Here is a 15,117-nt window from a genome sequence, read left to right as displayed (position 1 = left end):
GCCGCACCGGACGGCTACCAGCCCCCGCCGCCCGGCTACGGATACCCGCCCGCCCAGGGCCAGCCGCCGGCGCCCGCCCCGCCCGCCGCACCGGAGGGCTACCAGCCCCCGCCGCCCGGCTACGGATACCCGCCGCAGGCACCCCAGCAGTGACGAACGGGAGGGCCCGCCGACGCGAAGTCGGCGGGCCCTCCCGGCGTCCTGGCGGGGTCAGGCCCCGTCGGTCAGCTCACGCGCGCGCTTGACGTCGTCGGCCATCCGGTCCAGCAGCGCCTCGATGGAGTCGAACTTCTCCATCCCGCGCAGGTAGGCCAGGAAGTCCACGGCCACGTGCAGCCCGTACAGGTCCAGGCCGACCCGGTCGATGGCGTACGCCTCGACCGTGCGGGCGGTGCCGTCGAAGGTCGGGTTGGTGCCGACCGAGATCGCCGCCGGCATCCGCTCGCCCTCGGCGGTCAGCCAGCCCGCGTACACCCCGTCGGCCGGGATCGCGCTGTGCGGCACGGTCTCCACGTTGGCGGTCGGGTAGCCCAGTTCGCGGCCGCGCTGCGCGCCGCGCACCACCTCGCCCTCGACCCGGTGCGGGCGGCCCAGCACCTCGTTCGCCCCGGCCATGTCCCCGGTCTCGACCAGTCGGCGGGTCAGGCTGGAGGAGAACGGCTCGCCGTCCCCGGCGGTGCCGCACACCTGCAGGTCGACCACCTCGACCTCGAAGTCGTCCGCCCGGCCCAGCTCGGTGAGCAGCGCCACGTTCCCGGCGGCCCGGTGCCCGAAGCGGAAGTTGGGGCCCTCGATGACGACCCGGGCGTGCAGCGCGTCCACCAGCACCTGCTGGACGAAGGTCTCCGGGGACTCCTGGGAGAACTCGGTGGTGAACGGCAGCACCAGCACCGCGTCCACGCCGAGCTCGGCGATCAGCTCGGCCCGGCGCGGGTGCGGCGCGAGCAGAGGCGGGTGGCTGCCCGGGCGGATCACCTCGCGCGGGTGCGGGTCGAAGGTCACCACGACCGCGGGGATGCCGAGTTCGCGGGCCCGCTCGACGGCCCGCCCGATGATCAGCTGATGTCCACGGTGCACCCCGTCGAACGAGCCGATGGTGACGACGCTGCGTCCCCAGTCACCGGGGATCTCCTCCAGGCCACGCCAGCGCTGCACCCGACCGCTCCTTGTTCCGTACGGTGCGTACCCTCGGTACGCTCAAACGCTCAAAACCCGAACCCCTATAGCGTGCCATGCGCCTGCCCCGGCTCTGGCACCGGAATGGGGGTTGAGCGCACCGGTGCACGCGGCGCCCGCGCCGGTACGGTCCGCTCGGCCTCCGCCGCGGCGTACTGCGGGTCGCGTCCGGCCGCCGCCAGGGCCCGCATCCGGGCCAGCCGGGGGCCGTCCGGGGCGGTCGGCGCGGCGTCCCGCGGCCACTGGGCGAGCAGCTGGGCGAAGGCCGCCGAGTGCCCGGCGCAACGCACCAGCAGTTCGTCCGCGTCCGCCAGCCCGGGGGTCACCCGGGCCAGCACGGCGCGGGCCCGGGCGGGGTTCTCGGCCGCGCACTGTTCGGCGAGGCGCTCCACGGCGGCGGTGAGCACCGCCGGATCGGTCTCGGAGGCGAGCAGGGTGTCCAGCAGCTCGCAGCGCAGCGCGTCCGCCGCCGGATCCGCCACCGGGACGGACAGCACCTCGGCGAAGGGCCTGCGGACCACCCCCGTACGGGCGGCCAGCGCGGCACCGAGCAGCACCCGCAGCTCCAACCGGGCGGCCGGGCCGTCGATCGCGGCCCGGGCCAGCTTGCGGCCGAGGTAGTCGACGGCGACCGGCCCGGCCAGCTCCGGATGCCGGCGCAGCAGCCGGGCGGCCAGTTCGGCGCCGCGCCGGGCGGCCACCGGGGCGCGGGCGTCGGCGAGCACCCGCAGGGTCTCGGCGGCGGCCGCGCCGGGGGCCTCCAGCCGGTCGGCGAGCGCGGCCAACACGGGCTCCGGGTCGCTCTCCAGGGCCGGAGCGAGCGCCCGCGGGGTGAGGAAGGCGTCGCCGCCGGCGCGGTGCAGGGCGAGCGCGGCGTCCAGGTGCCCGGCCCTGGTCGCCCCGTCCGCGACCAGCAGGGCCAGGGCGGCGCCGTGCAGGCCCGGCTCGTCCTCGCGGGCGAGCAGGGTCAGCGCGGCGAACCGCAGCAGTTCGGCCCCGGCGCCGGCCGCGTACGGGGCGGTCCGCAGCGCGTGCACGGCGGCCGCCACGTGCCGTTCGGGCCGCCGGTCGTGGCTCCAGCGGTCCACCGCGCGGCACAGCGCGGACGGCTCCTCGGCGGCGAGCACGCTCAGCAGCGCGTCCGCCCCCGGGTGCGCGGCGTCGGCCAGCGCGTCGGCCAACTCGTCCAGGGCGAGCCGCCGGTGGGCGTACAGCAGGTCGTGGGCGAGGTCGGCAACGCTGGGACACGCCCTGGGGCCGGGGCCGCCCGGCAGGCCGTGCGGGTCCTCGAACCAGGCGCAGAGCAGCGGGAAGACAGCGACCGGGTCGGCGCGCAGCCGCTCGGCCACCGCGCCGAGGAAGCGCTGCCCCGGGCCGTCGGCGGCCACCAGGCGGCGCAGCAGGGCGAGTTCGGCCTCGACGGGCAGGCCGAGGCCGGTCCAGAACGCCGGGCCGAAGCGGCCCGCACCGCCGGGCGCCTCCCAGCCGCCCGCGGCGGCCCGCTCGGCGATCCGACCGGCCAGCTGCTCCAGCAGCACGCGGTGTTCGACGGGATCGGGGCTGGCGGCCAGCCCGGCGATGAGCAACCGGGCCGCCCACCAGGCGGGTTCGCTGCCCGGCGGGCGCAGGTCCAGGGCGCGCCAGATCCGGTGCAGCCACGGGTCCAGGGCGGGCGCGCCCCAGGTCTCGGCCACCCGGCGCAGCGCGGCGGCGACCGGGCCGATCCGGTGCCGGGGGACGGAGTTCGCCGCGGCGGCGGGCGGGGCGGGGGTGTCCTCGGCCTCGCCGAGCAGCAGCCGCAGCGCCGCGTCCAGGTCCAGGTGCAGGCCCTGCAGCCAGTCGGCGAACTCGCCGTGCGCGAAGCGGAATCCGGGCCCGGCGGGGACGAACAGCCCCTCGGCGAGCACCGCCGTGGCCCAGCCGCCGTCGGCCGGGAACAGCTCCTCGAAGGCCTCCCGGCCGAGGCCGCCCGGCTCCCCGCCGAGCATCCGCCGGGCCGCCTCGTGCACCCGCCCGGCCACCGCCGCCGCGAGCCGCCGCACCCGCCGCTGGCGCGGCCCGGCAGGCCGGGCCGCGCCCCTGCGGTGCGCGCCCGGGCGGCGCGGGCGGCCGTCCTCGGCGAGCCGCTGGGCCACCCGCAGGCAGCGCAGGTCCAGGTGGGCGCCGAACAGCTCGCTGCGGCGCACCGGTTCGTCGTGCAGGCCCTGCGCCCACAGCTCCCCGGCCAGCCGGACGGCCAGCGGGTGCCGCGCGTCCTCGGCGGCGGGCGGCCGGCCCGGCGGCAGCCCGTAGCGACGGCGCACCCGCTCGGCCGCCTCGGCGGGCAGCGGGCCGAGCCGGTGCCCGGCCAGACTCGGCGCGCCGGGGCCGGCGCCGTCCATCCGGACGGTCGGGGCGCTGGCCAGGTCACCGTCCGGGCCGGGCTCCGCCAGGTGCCGCGCGCCGTCGTCGCCGCTGCCCCAGGGCTCGGCCGCCAGTCGCTCCCAGACCTCCTCGCCGCAGGCCATCAGCAGCCGCGCCCCGCAGCCCGTCAGCCACTGCCCGGCGCCGCGCAGCCAGCGCGGGCCCAGCTCGGCCGGGGCCTCCTCGGGGCCGTCCAGCACCACCAGCAGCGGCCGCCCGGACGCCGCGCAGAGCGCCGCCACCGGCTCAGGCGCGGGCGCCGGGGTGCCGAGTTCGGCCGCCGCGGCCGCCAGCGCCCGCTCCACGGGTTCGGCCAGCGAGCGGTCCTCGGCCCGCAGGTCGGCGCCGCGCAGCCAGAGGGTGGGCAGCGGCCGGGCGCCGCCGGAGCGACGGACGGCCAGCGCGGCCAGTTCGGTGGAGCGCCCGCTGCCGGGGGCGCCGACCAGCGCGGTGACGGTCGCCGTCGGCTCGTCCCCGTCCAGGCCGTCCGGCCGGTCCACCCGATCGGCGGCCAGCCCGGCCACCCGGCCCGGCCCGGCCCCGGCGGCAGCCAGTTGGGCGGCCGTCAGCCGCAGCGCCCCGGCCAGGTTGAGCGCCGGTCCGTACGCGGGCACCGCCCCCGAGTTGCGCGCCAGCAGCCCTGCCAGCGCCTCGGCGACCACCGTCCCGCCTCCAGCGGGGACGGCCGGCAGCGCCCCGCCGTTCCGGGGGCCGCGCAGGCCGGGCGCGATCACCGCGACCACGGCGCCGCTGCGGGCGTCCAGCACCGGCGAGCCGGCCGGCACCGCGACCCCGCCGACCACCGGCACGTCCAGCAGCAGCACCCCGGAGAGCAGGTGCCCGCCGTACATCGCACCGCCCACGCCCAGCAGCCCGCAGCGCAGCGCGACCGCCCGTTCGTCCTCGCCGGTGAGCGCGGACAGCAGCACCTCGTGCCCGGCCCCCACGGCGGCCACCGGCAGCGGCGGCACCGGCAGCCCGCCGACCGCGTCGGTGCGCAGCAGGGCGAGCCCGTGCTCGGGCAGCGGCAGCACGGCGTCCGGGCCGAGCACCCGGGTCTGCCCGCCGGGGGTGTGCAGCACCACCCGGTCCAGACCCGCCACGCTCTCGTGCGCGGTCAGCACGCTGCCCTGCGGGTCGGCGACGAACCCTAAGCCGTGCAGCCGCCCGTTGAGGTCACGGATCCGCAGCAGGTACCGCCCCGGATCGCCCTCCAGAAACCCCCGCATGACCGCCCCTTCGACCGTCGCTCGCTCGCCGCCGGGAGCCTGCCCGCCGAGGCGGCGGCCCGACCGCGCCCGCGCCGCTCACCACGGTCTTTCACCTCGTGCGCTCCCTCGTGCGAGTGACCCCGCTGTTCGAGTGGAGGGGCCCGGAAGGGTGAAACCCCCGCCGGGAGGACTCTCCCGACGGGGGTTTCACAACACTGCGACGACGACTGCGACTCAGCCGACGAACACCGCCACCGGCTTCGCCTGCCCGCCCTGCTCCTCGACCAGGGCGAGGAAGCGCCCGTCCGGCCCGAACACCGCGATCGGCCCGTCCACGCCCAGCCCGGGCGCCTTCAGCCGCGCGCCGTGCGAGAGCTTCTGCGCCGAGGCCTCGTCCAGGTCCCAGCGCGGGAAGGCGGCCGCCGCGGCCGCCGCGATCGGCAGCACCTCCAAGCCCTCGGCGGATTCGCCGGTGACCGACGCCTCGAGCTGCTCCAGGGTCCGCGCCGATTCCACCGAGTACGGCCCGACCTTGGTGCGCCGCAGCGCGGTCAGGTGCCCGCCGACGCCCAGACCCGCGCCCAGGTCGCGGGCCAGCGCCCGGATGTAGGTGCCGGAGGAACACTCCACGGTCACGTCCAGGTCGATCACCGCGGTGCCGTCCTCGGCGACCGCCGCGCGCTGCTCGTGCACGGTGAAGGAGTGGATCGTGGTCGGCCGGGCCTCCAGCTCGAAGTCCTCGCCCTCGCGCACCCGCGCGTACGACCGCTTGCCGTCGATCTTGATCGCGCTGACCTTGGACGGCACCTGCATGATCTCGCCGGTGAGCGCCGCGATCCCGGCGTCGATCGCCTCCCGGGTGACGGCGTCGGCCGGGGTCGAGGAGGTCACCTCGCCCTCACGGTCGTCGGTGACGGTGGTCTGGCCGAGCCGGATGGTCGCCTCGTACGTCTTGGCGGTCAGCATCAGGTGGCCGAGCAGCCGGGTGGCCCGCTCGACGCCGATCACCAGGACGCCGGTGGCCATCGGGTCCAGCGTGCCGGCGTGCCCGACCTTCCGTGTCCCGGCCAGCCACCGCATCTTGGCGACGACCCCGTGCGAGGTGATGCCCTCGGGCTTGTCGACGATCACCAGGCCGTCCGGGCCGGTGCCTTTGCGCTTCATCGAGTTCTTTCTCCAAGCCGGCGACTGCCGGCAATTGATTCTGGGGGCGACGTGCAGAACGGTCAACGCGGGATGATCAACGAAGGGGCCGCAGCGCGCCCCGGAACCGCTCGACCACCGCGGCCACGTCCTCCCGGGCACTGAACCCGGCCGCGAAGACGTGCCCCCCGCCGCCCAGTTCGGCGCAGGCGGCGGCGACGTCCACCGCGCCCTTGGAGCGCGAGGAGCCGCGCAGCGTCCCGTCCGGGTCCTGCTTGAGCACCAGCGCCACCTCGGCCTCGGCCGGCCGGCGCAGGATGTCGATCAGCCCCTCGATCTCCTCGACCGTGACGCTGAACAGCGCCAGGTCCTGGTACGGCACCCAGGTCCACACCAGGCCCAGCCCGTCGGCCGCGTCCGGCTCGTAGACCGCCCGGTCCAGCGCGCCTGCGAGCACCTTGAGGTAGCCGAAGGAGGAGGTGTCCCACAGCTGCCGGGAGATCAGGTCGTGCCGGATGCCGGTGGCCAGCAGCCGGGCGGCGAGTTCGTGGGTCGCGGGCGTGGTGGCCCGGTACTTGAAGGATCCGGTGTCGGTGGCGACCCCGGTGTACAGGCAGGTGGCCAGGTCCTGGTCGAGCTCGACGCCGAGCCGGCGCAGCAGTTCCTCGACCAGCACGGCGGTGGCCGGCGCGGTCGGGTCGATCAACTGGTGGGTGCCGAAGCCCGGGTTGGAGGCGTGGTGGTCGAACACCACCAGGACGGGCGCGGCGAAGGCCTTGTCGTGCAGCAGCCCCAGTCGGCTCTGCGCGGCCACGTCGAAGCAGAGCACCAGCTCGGGCACGTCCGGCACCTCGGCGGCCGGCACGATCAGCTCCTGGCCGGGCAGGAAGGCCAGCGACTCGGGCACGATCTGCGGGTCGTCGCCGAAGGAGACCCGCACCCGCTTGCCGAGCGCGCGCAGCGCCAGCGCCGCCGCCAGCGAGGAGCCCAGCGCGTCGCCGTCCGGGCAGATGTGGCAGATCAGGTCGATCGAGCGGGCCCGCCCGATCTCCGCCACCACCTGCTGCCAGAGCAGCTCGAAGCCGCTCTCCTCGGCGCGCGGCCCCGGGAGCGCCGCGAGGGCACCCTCCACCGTGCTGGTGGAGGACGCCCCCGTGGTCGATCCGGTTCGCGAGGCGGCCTGAGCCGACTCACCCGCCATGACTACTCGTCCTCGTCGTCACGCTCGGACGCCGGCACCCGGTACGGGTCCGCGTCGCCGGCGTAGGTCGCCCCCGCGGCGGTGGTACGCACCGCCGCGTCGATGGCCTTGGCCCGGTCGAGCAGGTCGTCGATGTTCCGGGCGTTCTCCGGCAGCGCGTCCGCGACGAAGGTCAGCGTCGGGGTGAAGCGCACCCCGATCTTGCCGACCTCGGAGCGGAGCACGCCCTTGGCGCTCTCCAGCGCGGCCGCGGTGGCCTCGCGCTCGGTCTCGTCACCGAAGACGGTGTAGAAGACGGTGGCCTCGCGCAGGTCGCCCGTCACCCGGGTGTCGGTGATGGTCACGAACCCCAGACGGGGGTCCTTGATCCGCCGCTCCAGGGTCTGGGCGACGACCACCTGGATGCGGTCGGCGAGCTTGCGCGCCCTTGCGGTGTCGGTCACGTTGCCTCCTCGTGCAGTGGGCCCGGTACCCGGGCGAGCTGCGCACCCGTCGGGGCCCACGCCCCAAAGTACCGGCCCGCGCCCGGCCTTGCGGGCGCTCTGGGTCCTGATCTGTGTGAGAACGGCGACTTCCGTCGACGCCCTCCACAGCGGTCATTCGTCGTCGTCGTTGTGGTACCTCCTCCTCGCGGAGAGGAGTTGCACCTCGGGGCGGCCGGCGACCAACCGCTCACAGCTGTCCAGGATCTCGGTGACGTATCCGGCGTCGCCGGACACCACCGCGAGGCCGATCTCGGCCCGGCGGTGCAGATCCTGGTTCCCGGTCTCAGCAGCGCACACGCTGTACTTGCGCTGCAGTTCGGCCACGATGGGCCGCACGATCGAACGCTTCTCCTTGAGCGAGTGGACGTCGCCCAGGAGCAGGTCGAAGGTGAGTGTTCCCACGAACATGTGTGACAGGTCTCGCCGACCTGGAAGGCCTCGGGGACGTACGACCCGGAACCGGGCCGACGCCGCGACAATCGACTACCCCGGACCCTACACAGCGAGACCGGGGCCGGTCGACGGAAATACCACCCGTCGACCGGCCCCGGTGACCAGCGACTACGCGCGCGGCTTCTCGCGCATCTCGTAGGTCTCGATGATGTCGTCGACCTTGATGTCGTTGAACGACCCCAGGGTCACACCGGCCTCGAAGCCCTCGCGGACCTCGGTCGCGTCGTCCTTGAAGCGGCGCAGACCCTCGATGGTGAGGTTCTCCGCCACGACCTTGCCGTCGCGCAGCAGGCGGGCCTTGGTGTTGCGGCGGATGATGCCGTCGCGGACCAGGACACCGGCGATGTTGCCGAACTTGGAGGAGCGGAAGACCTCGCGGATCTCCGCGGCGCCGAGGCGCACCTCCTCGTACTCCGGCTTGAGCTTGCCCTTGAGGGCGTTCTCGATCTCCTCGATCGCCTGGTAGATGACCGAGTAGTACCGGACGTCCACGCCTTCCTTGTCGGCCGCGGTGCGCGCACGGCCTTCGGCGCGCACGTTGAAGCCGATGATGATGGCGTCCGAGCCCATCGCCAGGTCCACGTCGGACTCGGTGATGGCACCCACACCGCGGTGCAGGACCCGGAGCTCGACCTCCTCGCCCACGTCCAGCTTGACCAGGGCGTCCTCAAGGGCCTCGACCGAACCGGAGACGTCACCCTTGATGATGAGGTTGAGCTGCTCGATGGAGCCGGCGGCGATGGCCTTGTCCAGGTCCTCCAGGGACACCCGGACCCGACGCTGCGCGAAGGCGGCGTTGCGGTCGCGGGCCGAGCGCTTCTCGGCGATCTGGCGCGCGGTGCGGTCCTCGTCGACGACGATGAAGCTGTCGCCGGCGCGGGGCACCGAGGTCAGACCGAGCAGCAGCACCGGGCGGGACGGGCCGGCCTCGGCGAGGTTGTTGCCGTTCTCGTCCAGCATGGCGCGGACGCGGCCGTAGGCGTCGCCCACGACGATCGAGTCACCGACGCGGAGGGTACCGCGCTGGACCAGGACGGTCGCCATGGCGCCGCGGCCCTTGTCCAGGTGGGCCTCGATCGCAATACCCTGCGCGTCCTGCTCGGGGTTGGCCCGCAGGTCGAGCGAGGCGTCCGCGGTCAGGACCACGGCCTCCAGCAGCTGCTCGATGTTCAGACCCTGGCGCGCGGAGATGTCGACGAACATGGTGTCGCCGCCGTACTCCTCGGCCACCAGGCCGAACTCGGTCAGCTGGCCGCGGACCTTGGTCGGGTCGGCGCCCTCGACGTCGATCTTGTTGACGGCGACCACGATCGGCACACCCGCGGCCTTGGCGTGGTTCAGCGCCTCGACCGTCTGCGGCATGACACCGTCGTTGGCCGCGACCACCAGGATCGCGATGTCGGTGGACTTGGCACCACGGGCACGCATGGCGGAGAACGCCTCGTGACCCGGGGTGTCGAGGAAGGTGATCGGGCGCTCTTCGCCGTTCACCATCGTCGCCACCTGGTAGGCACCGATGTGCTGGGTGATGCCACCGGCCTCGCCGGCCACCACGTTGGACTTGCGGATGGCGTCCAGCAGGCGGGTCTTACCGTGGTCGACGTGACCCATGACGGTGACGACCGGCGGGCGCGGGGCCAGCTGGTCCTCGTCGCCCTCGTCGGCACCGAAGTCGATGTCGAACGACTCCAGCAGCTCGCGGTCCTCGTCGTCCCGGCTGACGATCTCCAGCTGGAAGCCCATCTCGCCGGCCAGCAGCTCGAGGGTCGCGTCGGAGACCGACTGGGTCGCGGTGACCATCTCACCGAGGTTGAACATGACGGAGACGAGCGCGGCCGGGTTGGCGTTGATCTTCTCCGCGAAGTCCATCAGCGAGGCGCCGCTCGACAGGCGAACGGTCTGGCCGTTGCCGCGAGGCAGCATCACACCGCCGACGGACGGGGCCTGCATGGCCTCGTACTCCTGGCGCTTCGCCCGCTTCGACTTGCGACCGCGCGCCGGGCGACCGCCCGGGCCACGACCGAAGGCGCCCTGCGTGCCACCACGGGCACCCGGGCCGCCGGGACGACCGCCGAAGCCACCGGGACGGGGGCCGAAGCCACCGCCACCACCGGGGGCGCCGCCACCCGGACGCGGACCGCCGAAGCCGCCGCCACCGGCCGGACGCGAGCCCGGACCGGCCGGACGACCCTGGAAGCCCGGACGGGCGCCGCCGCCACCGGGACCGGCCGGACGGCCACCGGGGCCACCCGGACCACGGCCACCCGGACCCGGACGCGGGCCGGCCGGACGCTGCGGCATCATGCCCGGGTTCGGGCGCGGCATGCCGGACGGGGTCGGACCGCCGGGACGCGGCGCAGCCGGACGCGGCATGCCGTCGGGACGCGGACGGTCGCCACCCGGACGGGGAGCACCGGCACCCGGCGCACCGGCCGGACGCGGACGGTCGCCACCCGGACGGGGAGCACCGGCACCCGGCGCACCGGCCGGACGCGGACGGTCGCCACCCGGACGCGGGCGGTCGCCGCCCTGCGCGCCCGGAGCACCCGGACGGCCACCCGGCGCGCCCGGACGGCGGTCGCCGGGGCGGGCCATGCCGGTCGCGCTGCCCGAGGTGAACGGGTTGTTGCCCGGACGCGGGCCGGCCGGACGCGGGCCCGGACGGGCGCCACCGGTGGCCTGGCCACTCGGACGCGGGGCCTGGGCGGCCGGACGCGGGGCGTCGCCACCGGCCGGAGCTGGCGAGGAGAACTCGGCCGCGGGCGCGGCCGGAGCCGCCGGAGCGGCGGGACGCGCGGCCGGACGCGGGCCCGGAGTCGGCGCGCCCGGACGGGCGGCGGCGGGGGCGGCCGGAGCCGCAGGGGCGGCCGGAGCGGCGGGAGCCGCAGCGGCCGGGGTCGGACGGGGACCAGGGGTCGCGCCAGGGCGCGGACCCGGGGTCGGGGCACCCGGCTTGGGTGCACCCGCGGCACCTGCCGCGGGCTGGGGCGCCGCGGTCTTCCGCGGGCCCGGCTTGGCAGCGCCACCACCGGTGGGGGCCACACCAAGCGCGTCAGTCAGCTTACGCACGACCGGCGCCTCGATCGTCGAGGACGCCGAACGGACGAACTCACCGAGCTCGGTGAGCTTGGCCATGACGGCCTTGCTCTCCAAGCCAAGCTCCTTGGCGAGTTCATAAACCCGGACCTTAGCCACTTCACTCCTGTCTATGAGTCCGGGGGTCTCGTCCGCCGGACTGTCGCTACTTCATGGGCGTACCCATCGCGTACTCATCGCGTACTCATCGAGTGCTCATCGCAATCTCGACCTACTTCCACATCGCGAGGTACCTGACTGGTGGCACGGCGCGCGGTTGCCCGAACGCTGTACTTGTTGCGGTGGTTCTCCGCCGCGGTGAGCGGCGGCCGTCGCGGGAGGTGGCCCGCCTAAGAGGCTCCGCCTGCCCGCTCCTCGATGAACTCGCGGAGCCGCTCCGTGTCGAGCGTCCCCTGGAGCCGGAAGGCCCGAGGAAACGCCCGACGGCGGACCGCGAGGTCGAGGCAGGCCGGATCGGAGTGCAGATGTGCACCCCGGCCCGGCAGTGCGCCACGGGGATCAGGGACGCAGACGCCCTCGACCGCCGTGACACGCAACAGCTGGTGCTTGGCCGCGCGCTTGCGGCAGCCCACGCAGGTGCGTTCCGGGCGTGCTCGGACGTGCGTCCGGCCAGACGAAGGCAAGTCTACCCCTCCGAAGCGACATGGCGCCGCCCCGCAGATCCCGGAGGACCGGCGGGGACGCCAGGAACAACACTGACCACTGGGCCGGGGCCCCTTCATTCTCCTACTGGGGCTCGGCCTGGCCCTCGGTGTCCGGCCGGATGTCGATCCGCCAGCCGGTCAGACGCGCGGCCAGGCGGGCGTTCTGGCCCTCCTTGCCGATCGCCAGCGACAGCTGGTAGTCCGGCACGATCACCCGGGCGGAACGCTGGGCGGCGTCCACGATCTCCACGCTGGTCACCCGTGCGGGGGACAGCGCGGCGGCGACCATCTCGCGCGGGTCCTCGGACCAGTCGACGATGTCGATCTTCTCGCCGTGCAGCTCGCCCATCACGGCGCGCACCCGGGAGCCCATCGGACCGATGCAGGCGCCCTTGGCGTTCAGCCCGGCGCGGCGCGACCAGACCGCGATCTTGGTCCGGTGGCCGGCCTCACGGGCGATCGCGGCGATCTCCACGCTGCCGTCCGCGATCTCCGGGACCTCCAGCGCGAACAGCTTCTTCACCAGGCTCGGGTGGGTGCGCGAGAGCGTCACCGACGGCCCGCGGACACCGCGGCGCACCGCCACCACGTAGCACTTCAGCCGGGTGCCGTGCCGGTAGTCCTCGCCCGGGACCTGCTCCTGCGGCGGCAGGATGGCCTCCAGCTTGCCGATGTCGACCAGCACGTTCTTCGGGTCGTTGCCCTGCTGGACGACACCGGTGACGATGTCGCCCTCCTTGCCCGCGTACTCGCCGAAGGTCTGGTCGTCGGCGGCGTCGCGCAGGCGCTGCATCATCACCTGGATGCCGATGCTGGACGCGATCCGGCCGAAGCCGCTCGGGGTGTCGTCGAACTCCTTCGGCTCGACGCCCTCGTCCAGCTCCGCCGGGTCCTCCATGGCCCACACGGTGACGTGGCCGCTCTTGCGGTCCAGGTGCACCCGCGCCCGGCGGCGCGAGCCCTCGGTGCGGTGGTACGCGGTGAGGAGAGCGGACTCGATGGACTCGACCAGCAGGTCGAAGGGGATGTTCTTCTCGTTGACCAGCGTGCGCAGGGCACTCATGTCGATGTCCACGGCTACGCCTCCTCGTCTTTCGTCACGTTCATCATGGTCGTACGGCGGCCGACTCACTCGGCGCCGTCGTCCCCCTCGTCGAAGTCGGCGGCCTCGTCCAGGAGCTGCTCGTCGTCCTTGCGGTTGAACTCGACCTGGACCCGCGCCCGGGCCACCTCGCCGTACTCGAGACGGCGCTCCTTCGGACGGCCGCGCCCCTTCACCGGCTGCACCTCGACCAGTGCGCCGTCCTCGTCCGCCTCCAGCACCCGGGCGACGATCTCCCCGCCGTCGACCAGGTGGATCTTGGCCAGCCGGCCCTCGGCCCGCTGCCAGTGCCGGGGCAGGACCAGCGGGCGCTCCGCACCCGGCGAGCCGACCTCCAGCAGGTAGGGCTCCTCGCCCATCAGGTCGGACTCGTCCAGGGCCTCGCCGACCACCCGGCTGAACTCGGCGATGGCGTCCATGTCGACGCCGCCGTCGGTGTCGACGTCGATCTGCACCTGCCGGCGGCTGCCCGCCTTGGTGACCCTGACGTCCTCCAGGTCCAGTCCGGCCTGCTCGGCCAGCGGCTCCAGCAACGCGCGCAGCCGGTCGGTGTGGGTGGTGCTCATCCGGGTGGACTCCTCGGCCGCGTCTGCTGTTGTCAGAAGGTTGCCCCGCACCCTCCGCACCCCACGGGCGCACGCCGGGTCACGGCAGCTCGGCCCAAAGCCTAGCCGGTGAAGCCGCGAACCACCGATTCCGGACCACCCCGGACCAGCCGGACGCCACCCACTGCGAGCAAGCTCACACCGGCCCACCCACCACACCGCACCCCCAATCCCCACCCGCAATCGTGGGGGTTCTGCAAAGATTCAGGCCAACGAGGGCAGGCGGGGAGGCCGTCCTCCCGTACACGCCCCGGAGTGACCCCGATGCAGCCGCACAGCCGACGGACCTTCCTGGCCCTCGGACTGATCACCCTCACCGCCGCCTGCACCAGCTCCAACGGGGCCGACCCCAACGGCGCCGTGATGCCCGGCAACAAGGGCCCCGGTCCCGACCCCGACAACCCGGTCCGCCTGCGCGCCATCGCCGCCACCGACACCCTGCTGGCCGCGTACGACACCGCCCTCGCCACGCCCGGCGCCCAGACCGCCCTGCTCCAACCCCTCCGCGCCGAAACCGCCCAGCACCGCGCCGCCCTCGCCTACGGCATGCCCGCCGCCTCCGTCCCCCCGGCCCCCACCCCCGGCACGCCCACGGCGACCCCCACCACCCTGGCCGCCCTGGAACGCCAGAGCGCCCAGTCCCACCTCACCGACCTCGGCGCCGCCCAGCCACCCCTGGCCCGCCTGCTCGCTGCTGTCGCCGCCTCCAACGCCCTGCACGCCGCCGCCCTCGGCGCCCCCCTCGACCAGACTCCCGACCAGCCCTCCCCCACCGCTGCCCCGACGCCCGCCCCCACCCCGGGCACCTCCCTCCCCGCCCTCCAGAACGCCCTCAGCGCCGAACACGCCGCCGTCTACGGCTACGGCGTCGTCGGCGCCCACCTCCCCGAGGACCAACAACGCGCCGACGCCCGCACCGCCTACGCCGCCCACCAATCCCAACGCGACGCCTGGCAACGCCTCCTCACCACCCTCGGCGCCACCCCCACCCCCGCCGCCGGCGGCTACCAGCTCCCCTTCCCCGTCACCGACGCCCCCACCGCCACCAAACTCGCGGCCCACCTCGAAACCCGCCTCACCACCGTCTACGCCGACCTGGTCGCCGCCGTCCCCACCCCCCAACGCCCCACCGCCGCCACCGCCCTCCGCGACTGCGCCCTCCGCGCCCACCACTGGGGCGCCCCCGACACGCCCTTCCCCGGTATCCCCGAACCCGTCCCCACCCCGACGGCGACCCGCCAGAGCTGAACACGGTCGGGCGCAGACCCTTGCGGGCGCCCGCACCGAAACCCACCCCCACACCCGCACCAACCCACCCCCCAGCAACCCCACCCACCCCGTACCTCCCCTCTGGCGAGAGGGACGCGCTGCGGGAGGGGGCGGCGCGGGGGGTGGCCCGGAGAGGGGCGTGACGGGTGATTTTCAGACTGCCACCGCACCCGACGCCCCACCCAACCGAATGGGCAGTCTGAAAATCACCCAGCCCCCGGAGCCGCCCCCCCCCCCGGCGCCCCCCCCCCCCCCCCCCCCCCCCCCCCCCCGCGGCCCCCCGGGGGGGGGGGGGGGGGGCGGCGCGGGGCGGCGGCGGGGGGGGGGGC

The 15,117-nt window shown here is 75.0% G+C and carries 11 protein-coding genes; 1 reads left to right on the top strand and 10 read right to left on the bottom strand.

What is annotated here, in order from left to right:
* Positions 1-210: 210 nt before the first annotated feature.
* The 10 genes from ACGF12_RS36420 to rimP all read right to left on the bottom strand — a co-directional run bounded on the left by ACGF12_RS36420 (position 211) and on the right by rimP (position 13,480).
* Positions 211-1,155 carry a bifunctional riboflavin kinase/FAD synthetase gene (locus ACGF12_RS36420; RefSeq protein ID WP_393040226.1) on the bottom strand — a complete coding sequence of 315 codons (945 nt, stop codon included), beginning with the start codon at positions 1,153-1,155 and terminating at the stop codon, positions 211-213.
* A gap of 65 nt (positions 1,156-1,220) precedes the next feature.
* Positions 1,221-4,808: a serine protease gene (locus ACGF12_RS36415; RefSeq protein ID WP_393040223.1), complete on the bottom strand. Its 3,588-nt coding sequence runs from the start codon at positions 4,806-4,808 to the stop codon at positions 1,221-1,223.
* A gap of 216 nt (positions 4,809-5,024) precedes the next feature.
* Positions 5,025-5,954: a tRNA pseudouridine(55) synthase TruB gene (gene truB / locus ACGF12_RS36410; RefSeq protein WP_393040220.1), complete on the bottom strand. Its 930-nt coding sequence runs from the start codon at positions 5,952-5,954 to the stop codon at positions 5,025-5,027.
* A 76-nt stretch (positions 5,955-6,030) separates the two neighbouring features.
* Positions 6,031-7,134, bottom strand: coding sequence for a bifunctional oligoribonuclease/PAP phosphatase NrnA (locus tag ACGF12_RS36405; protein ID WP_393040217.1), 1,104 nt, complete (start codon positions 7,132-7,134; stop codon positions 6,031-6,033).
* A 2-nt stretch (positions 7,135-7,136) separates the two neighbouring features.
* Positions 7,137-7,577, bottom strand: a complete 441-nt coding sequence (gene rbfA, locus ACGF12_RS36400) for a 30S ribosome-binding factor RbfA (RefSeq protein ID WP_393040214.1) — start codon at positions 7,575-7,577, stop codon at positions 7,137-7,139.
* A gap of 153 nt (positions 7,578-7,730) precedes the next feature.
* On the bottom strand, positions 7,731-8,027 hold the full coding sequence (locus tag ACGF12_RS36395; protein ID WP_196949803.1) for a DUF503 domain-containing protein: 297 nt from the start codon (positions 8,025-8,027) through the stop codon (positions 7,731-7,733).
* Between the two features lie 153 nt (positions 8,028-8,180).
* The gene (gene infB / locus ACGF12_RS36390) at positions 8,181-11,267 is read right to left on the bottom strand and encodes a translation initiation factor IF-2 (RefSeq protein WP_393040210.1); all 3,087 of its coding nucleotides are present in this window, start codon (positions 11,265-11,267) and stop codon (positions 8,181-8,183) included.
* A 230-nt stretch (positions 11,268-11,497) separates the two neighbouring features.
* Positions 11,498-11,791, bottom strand: coding sequence for a YlxR family protein (locus ACGF12_RS36385; RefSeq protein ID WP_393040207.1), 294 nt, complete (start codon positions 11,789-11,791; stop codon positions 11,498-11,500).
* Positions 11,792-11,894: 103 nt separating this feature from the next.
* Positions 11,895-12,887: a transcription termination factor NusA gene (gene nusA, locus ACGF12_RS36380; protein ID WP_387621949.1), complete on the bottom strand. Its 993-nt coding sequence runs from the start codon at positions 12,885-12,887 to the stop codon at positions 11,895-11,897.
* A gap of 53 nt (positions 12,888-12,940) precedes the next feature.
* Positions 12,941-13,480: a ribosome maturation factor RimP gene (rimP, locus tag ACGF12_RS36375; protein ID WP_393040203.1), complete on the bottom strand. Its 540-nt coding sequence runs from the start codon at positions 13,478-13,480 to the stop codon at positions 12,941-12,943.
* 303 nt (positions 13,481-13,783) lie between these two features.
* Between rimP and ACGF12_RS36370 the strand changes: the two genes are divergently transcribed.
* The gene (locus tag ACGF12_RS36370; protein ID WP_393040229.1) at positions 13,784-14,767 is read left to right on the top strand and encodes a ferritin-like domain-containing protein; all 984 of its coding nucleotides are present in this window, start codon (positions 13,784-13,786) and stop codon (positions 14,765-14,767) included.
* Positions 14,768-15,117: the final 350 nt, after the last annotated feature.

Origin of the sequence: Kitasatospora sp. NPDC048296 (assembly GCF_043201815.1) — a bacterium.
GTDB lineage: Bacteria > Actinomycetota > Actinomycetes > Streptomycetales > Streptomycetaceae > Kitasatospora.
Note: the sequence above shows the minus strand (reverse complement) of the source record. Positions and strands in the feature narration are given on the sequence as shown.

Excerpts from the sequence above, each read along its gene's own strand:
- ACGF12_RS36415 (WP_393040223.1), bottom strand. The coding sequence starts at position 4,808 with ATGCGGGGGTTTCTGGAGGGCGATCCGGGGCGGTACCTGCTGCGGATC.
- ACGF12_RS36405 (WP_393040217.1), bottom strand. The coding sequence starts at position 7,134 with ATGGCGGGTGAGTCGGCTCAGGCCGCCTCGCGAACCGGATCGACCACG.
- ACGF12_RS36395 (WP_196949803.1), bottom strand. The coding sequence starts at position 8,027 with ATGTTCGTGGGAACACTCACCTTCGACCTGCTCCTGGGCGACGTCCAC.
- rimP (WP_393040203.1), bottom strand. The coding sequence starts at position 13,480 with ATGAGCACCACCCACACCGACCGGCTGCGCGCGTTGCTGGAGCCGCTG.
- ACGF12_RS36370 (WP_393040229.1), top strand. The coding sequence starts at position 13,784 with ATGCAGCCGCACAGCCGACGGACCTTCCTGGCCCTCGGACTGATCACC.
- truB (WP_393040220.1), bottom strand. The coding sequence starts at position 5,954 with ATGAAGCGCAAAGGCACCGGCCCGGACGGCCTGGTGATCGTCGACAAG.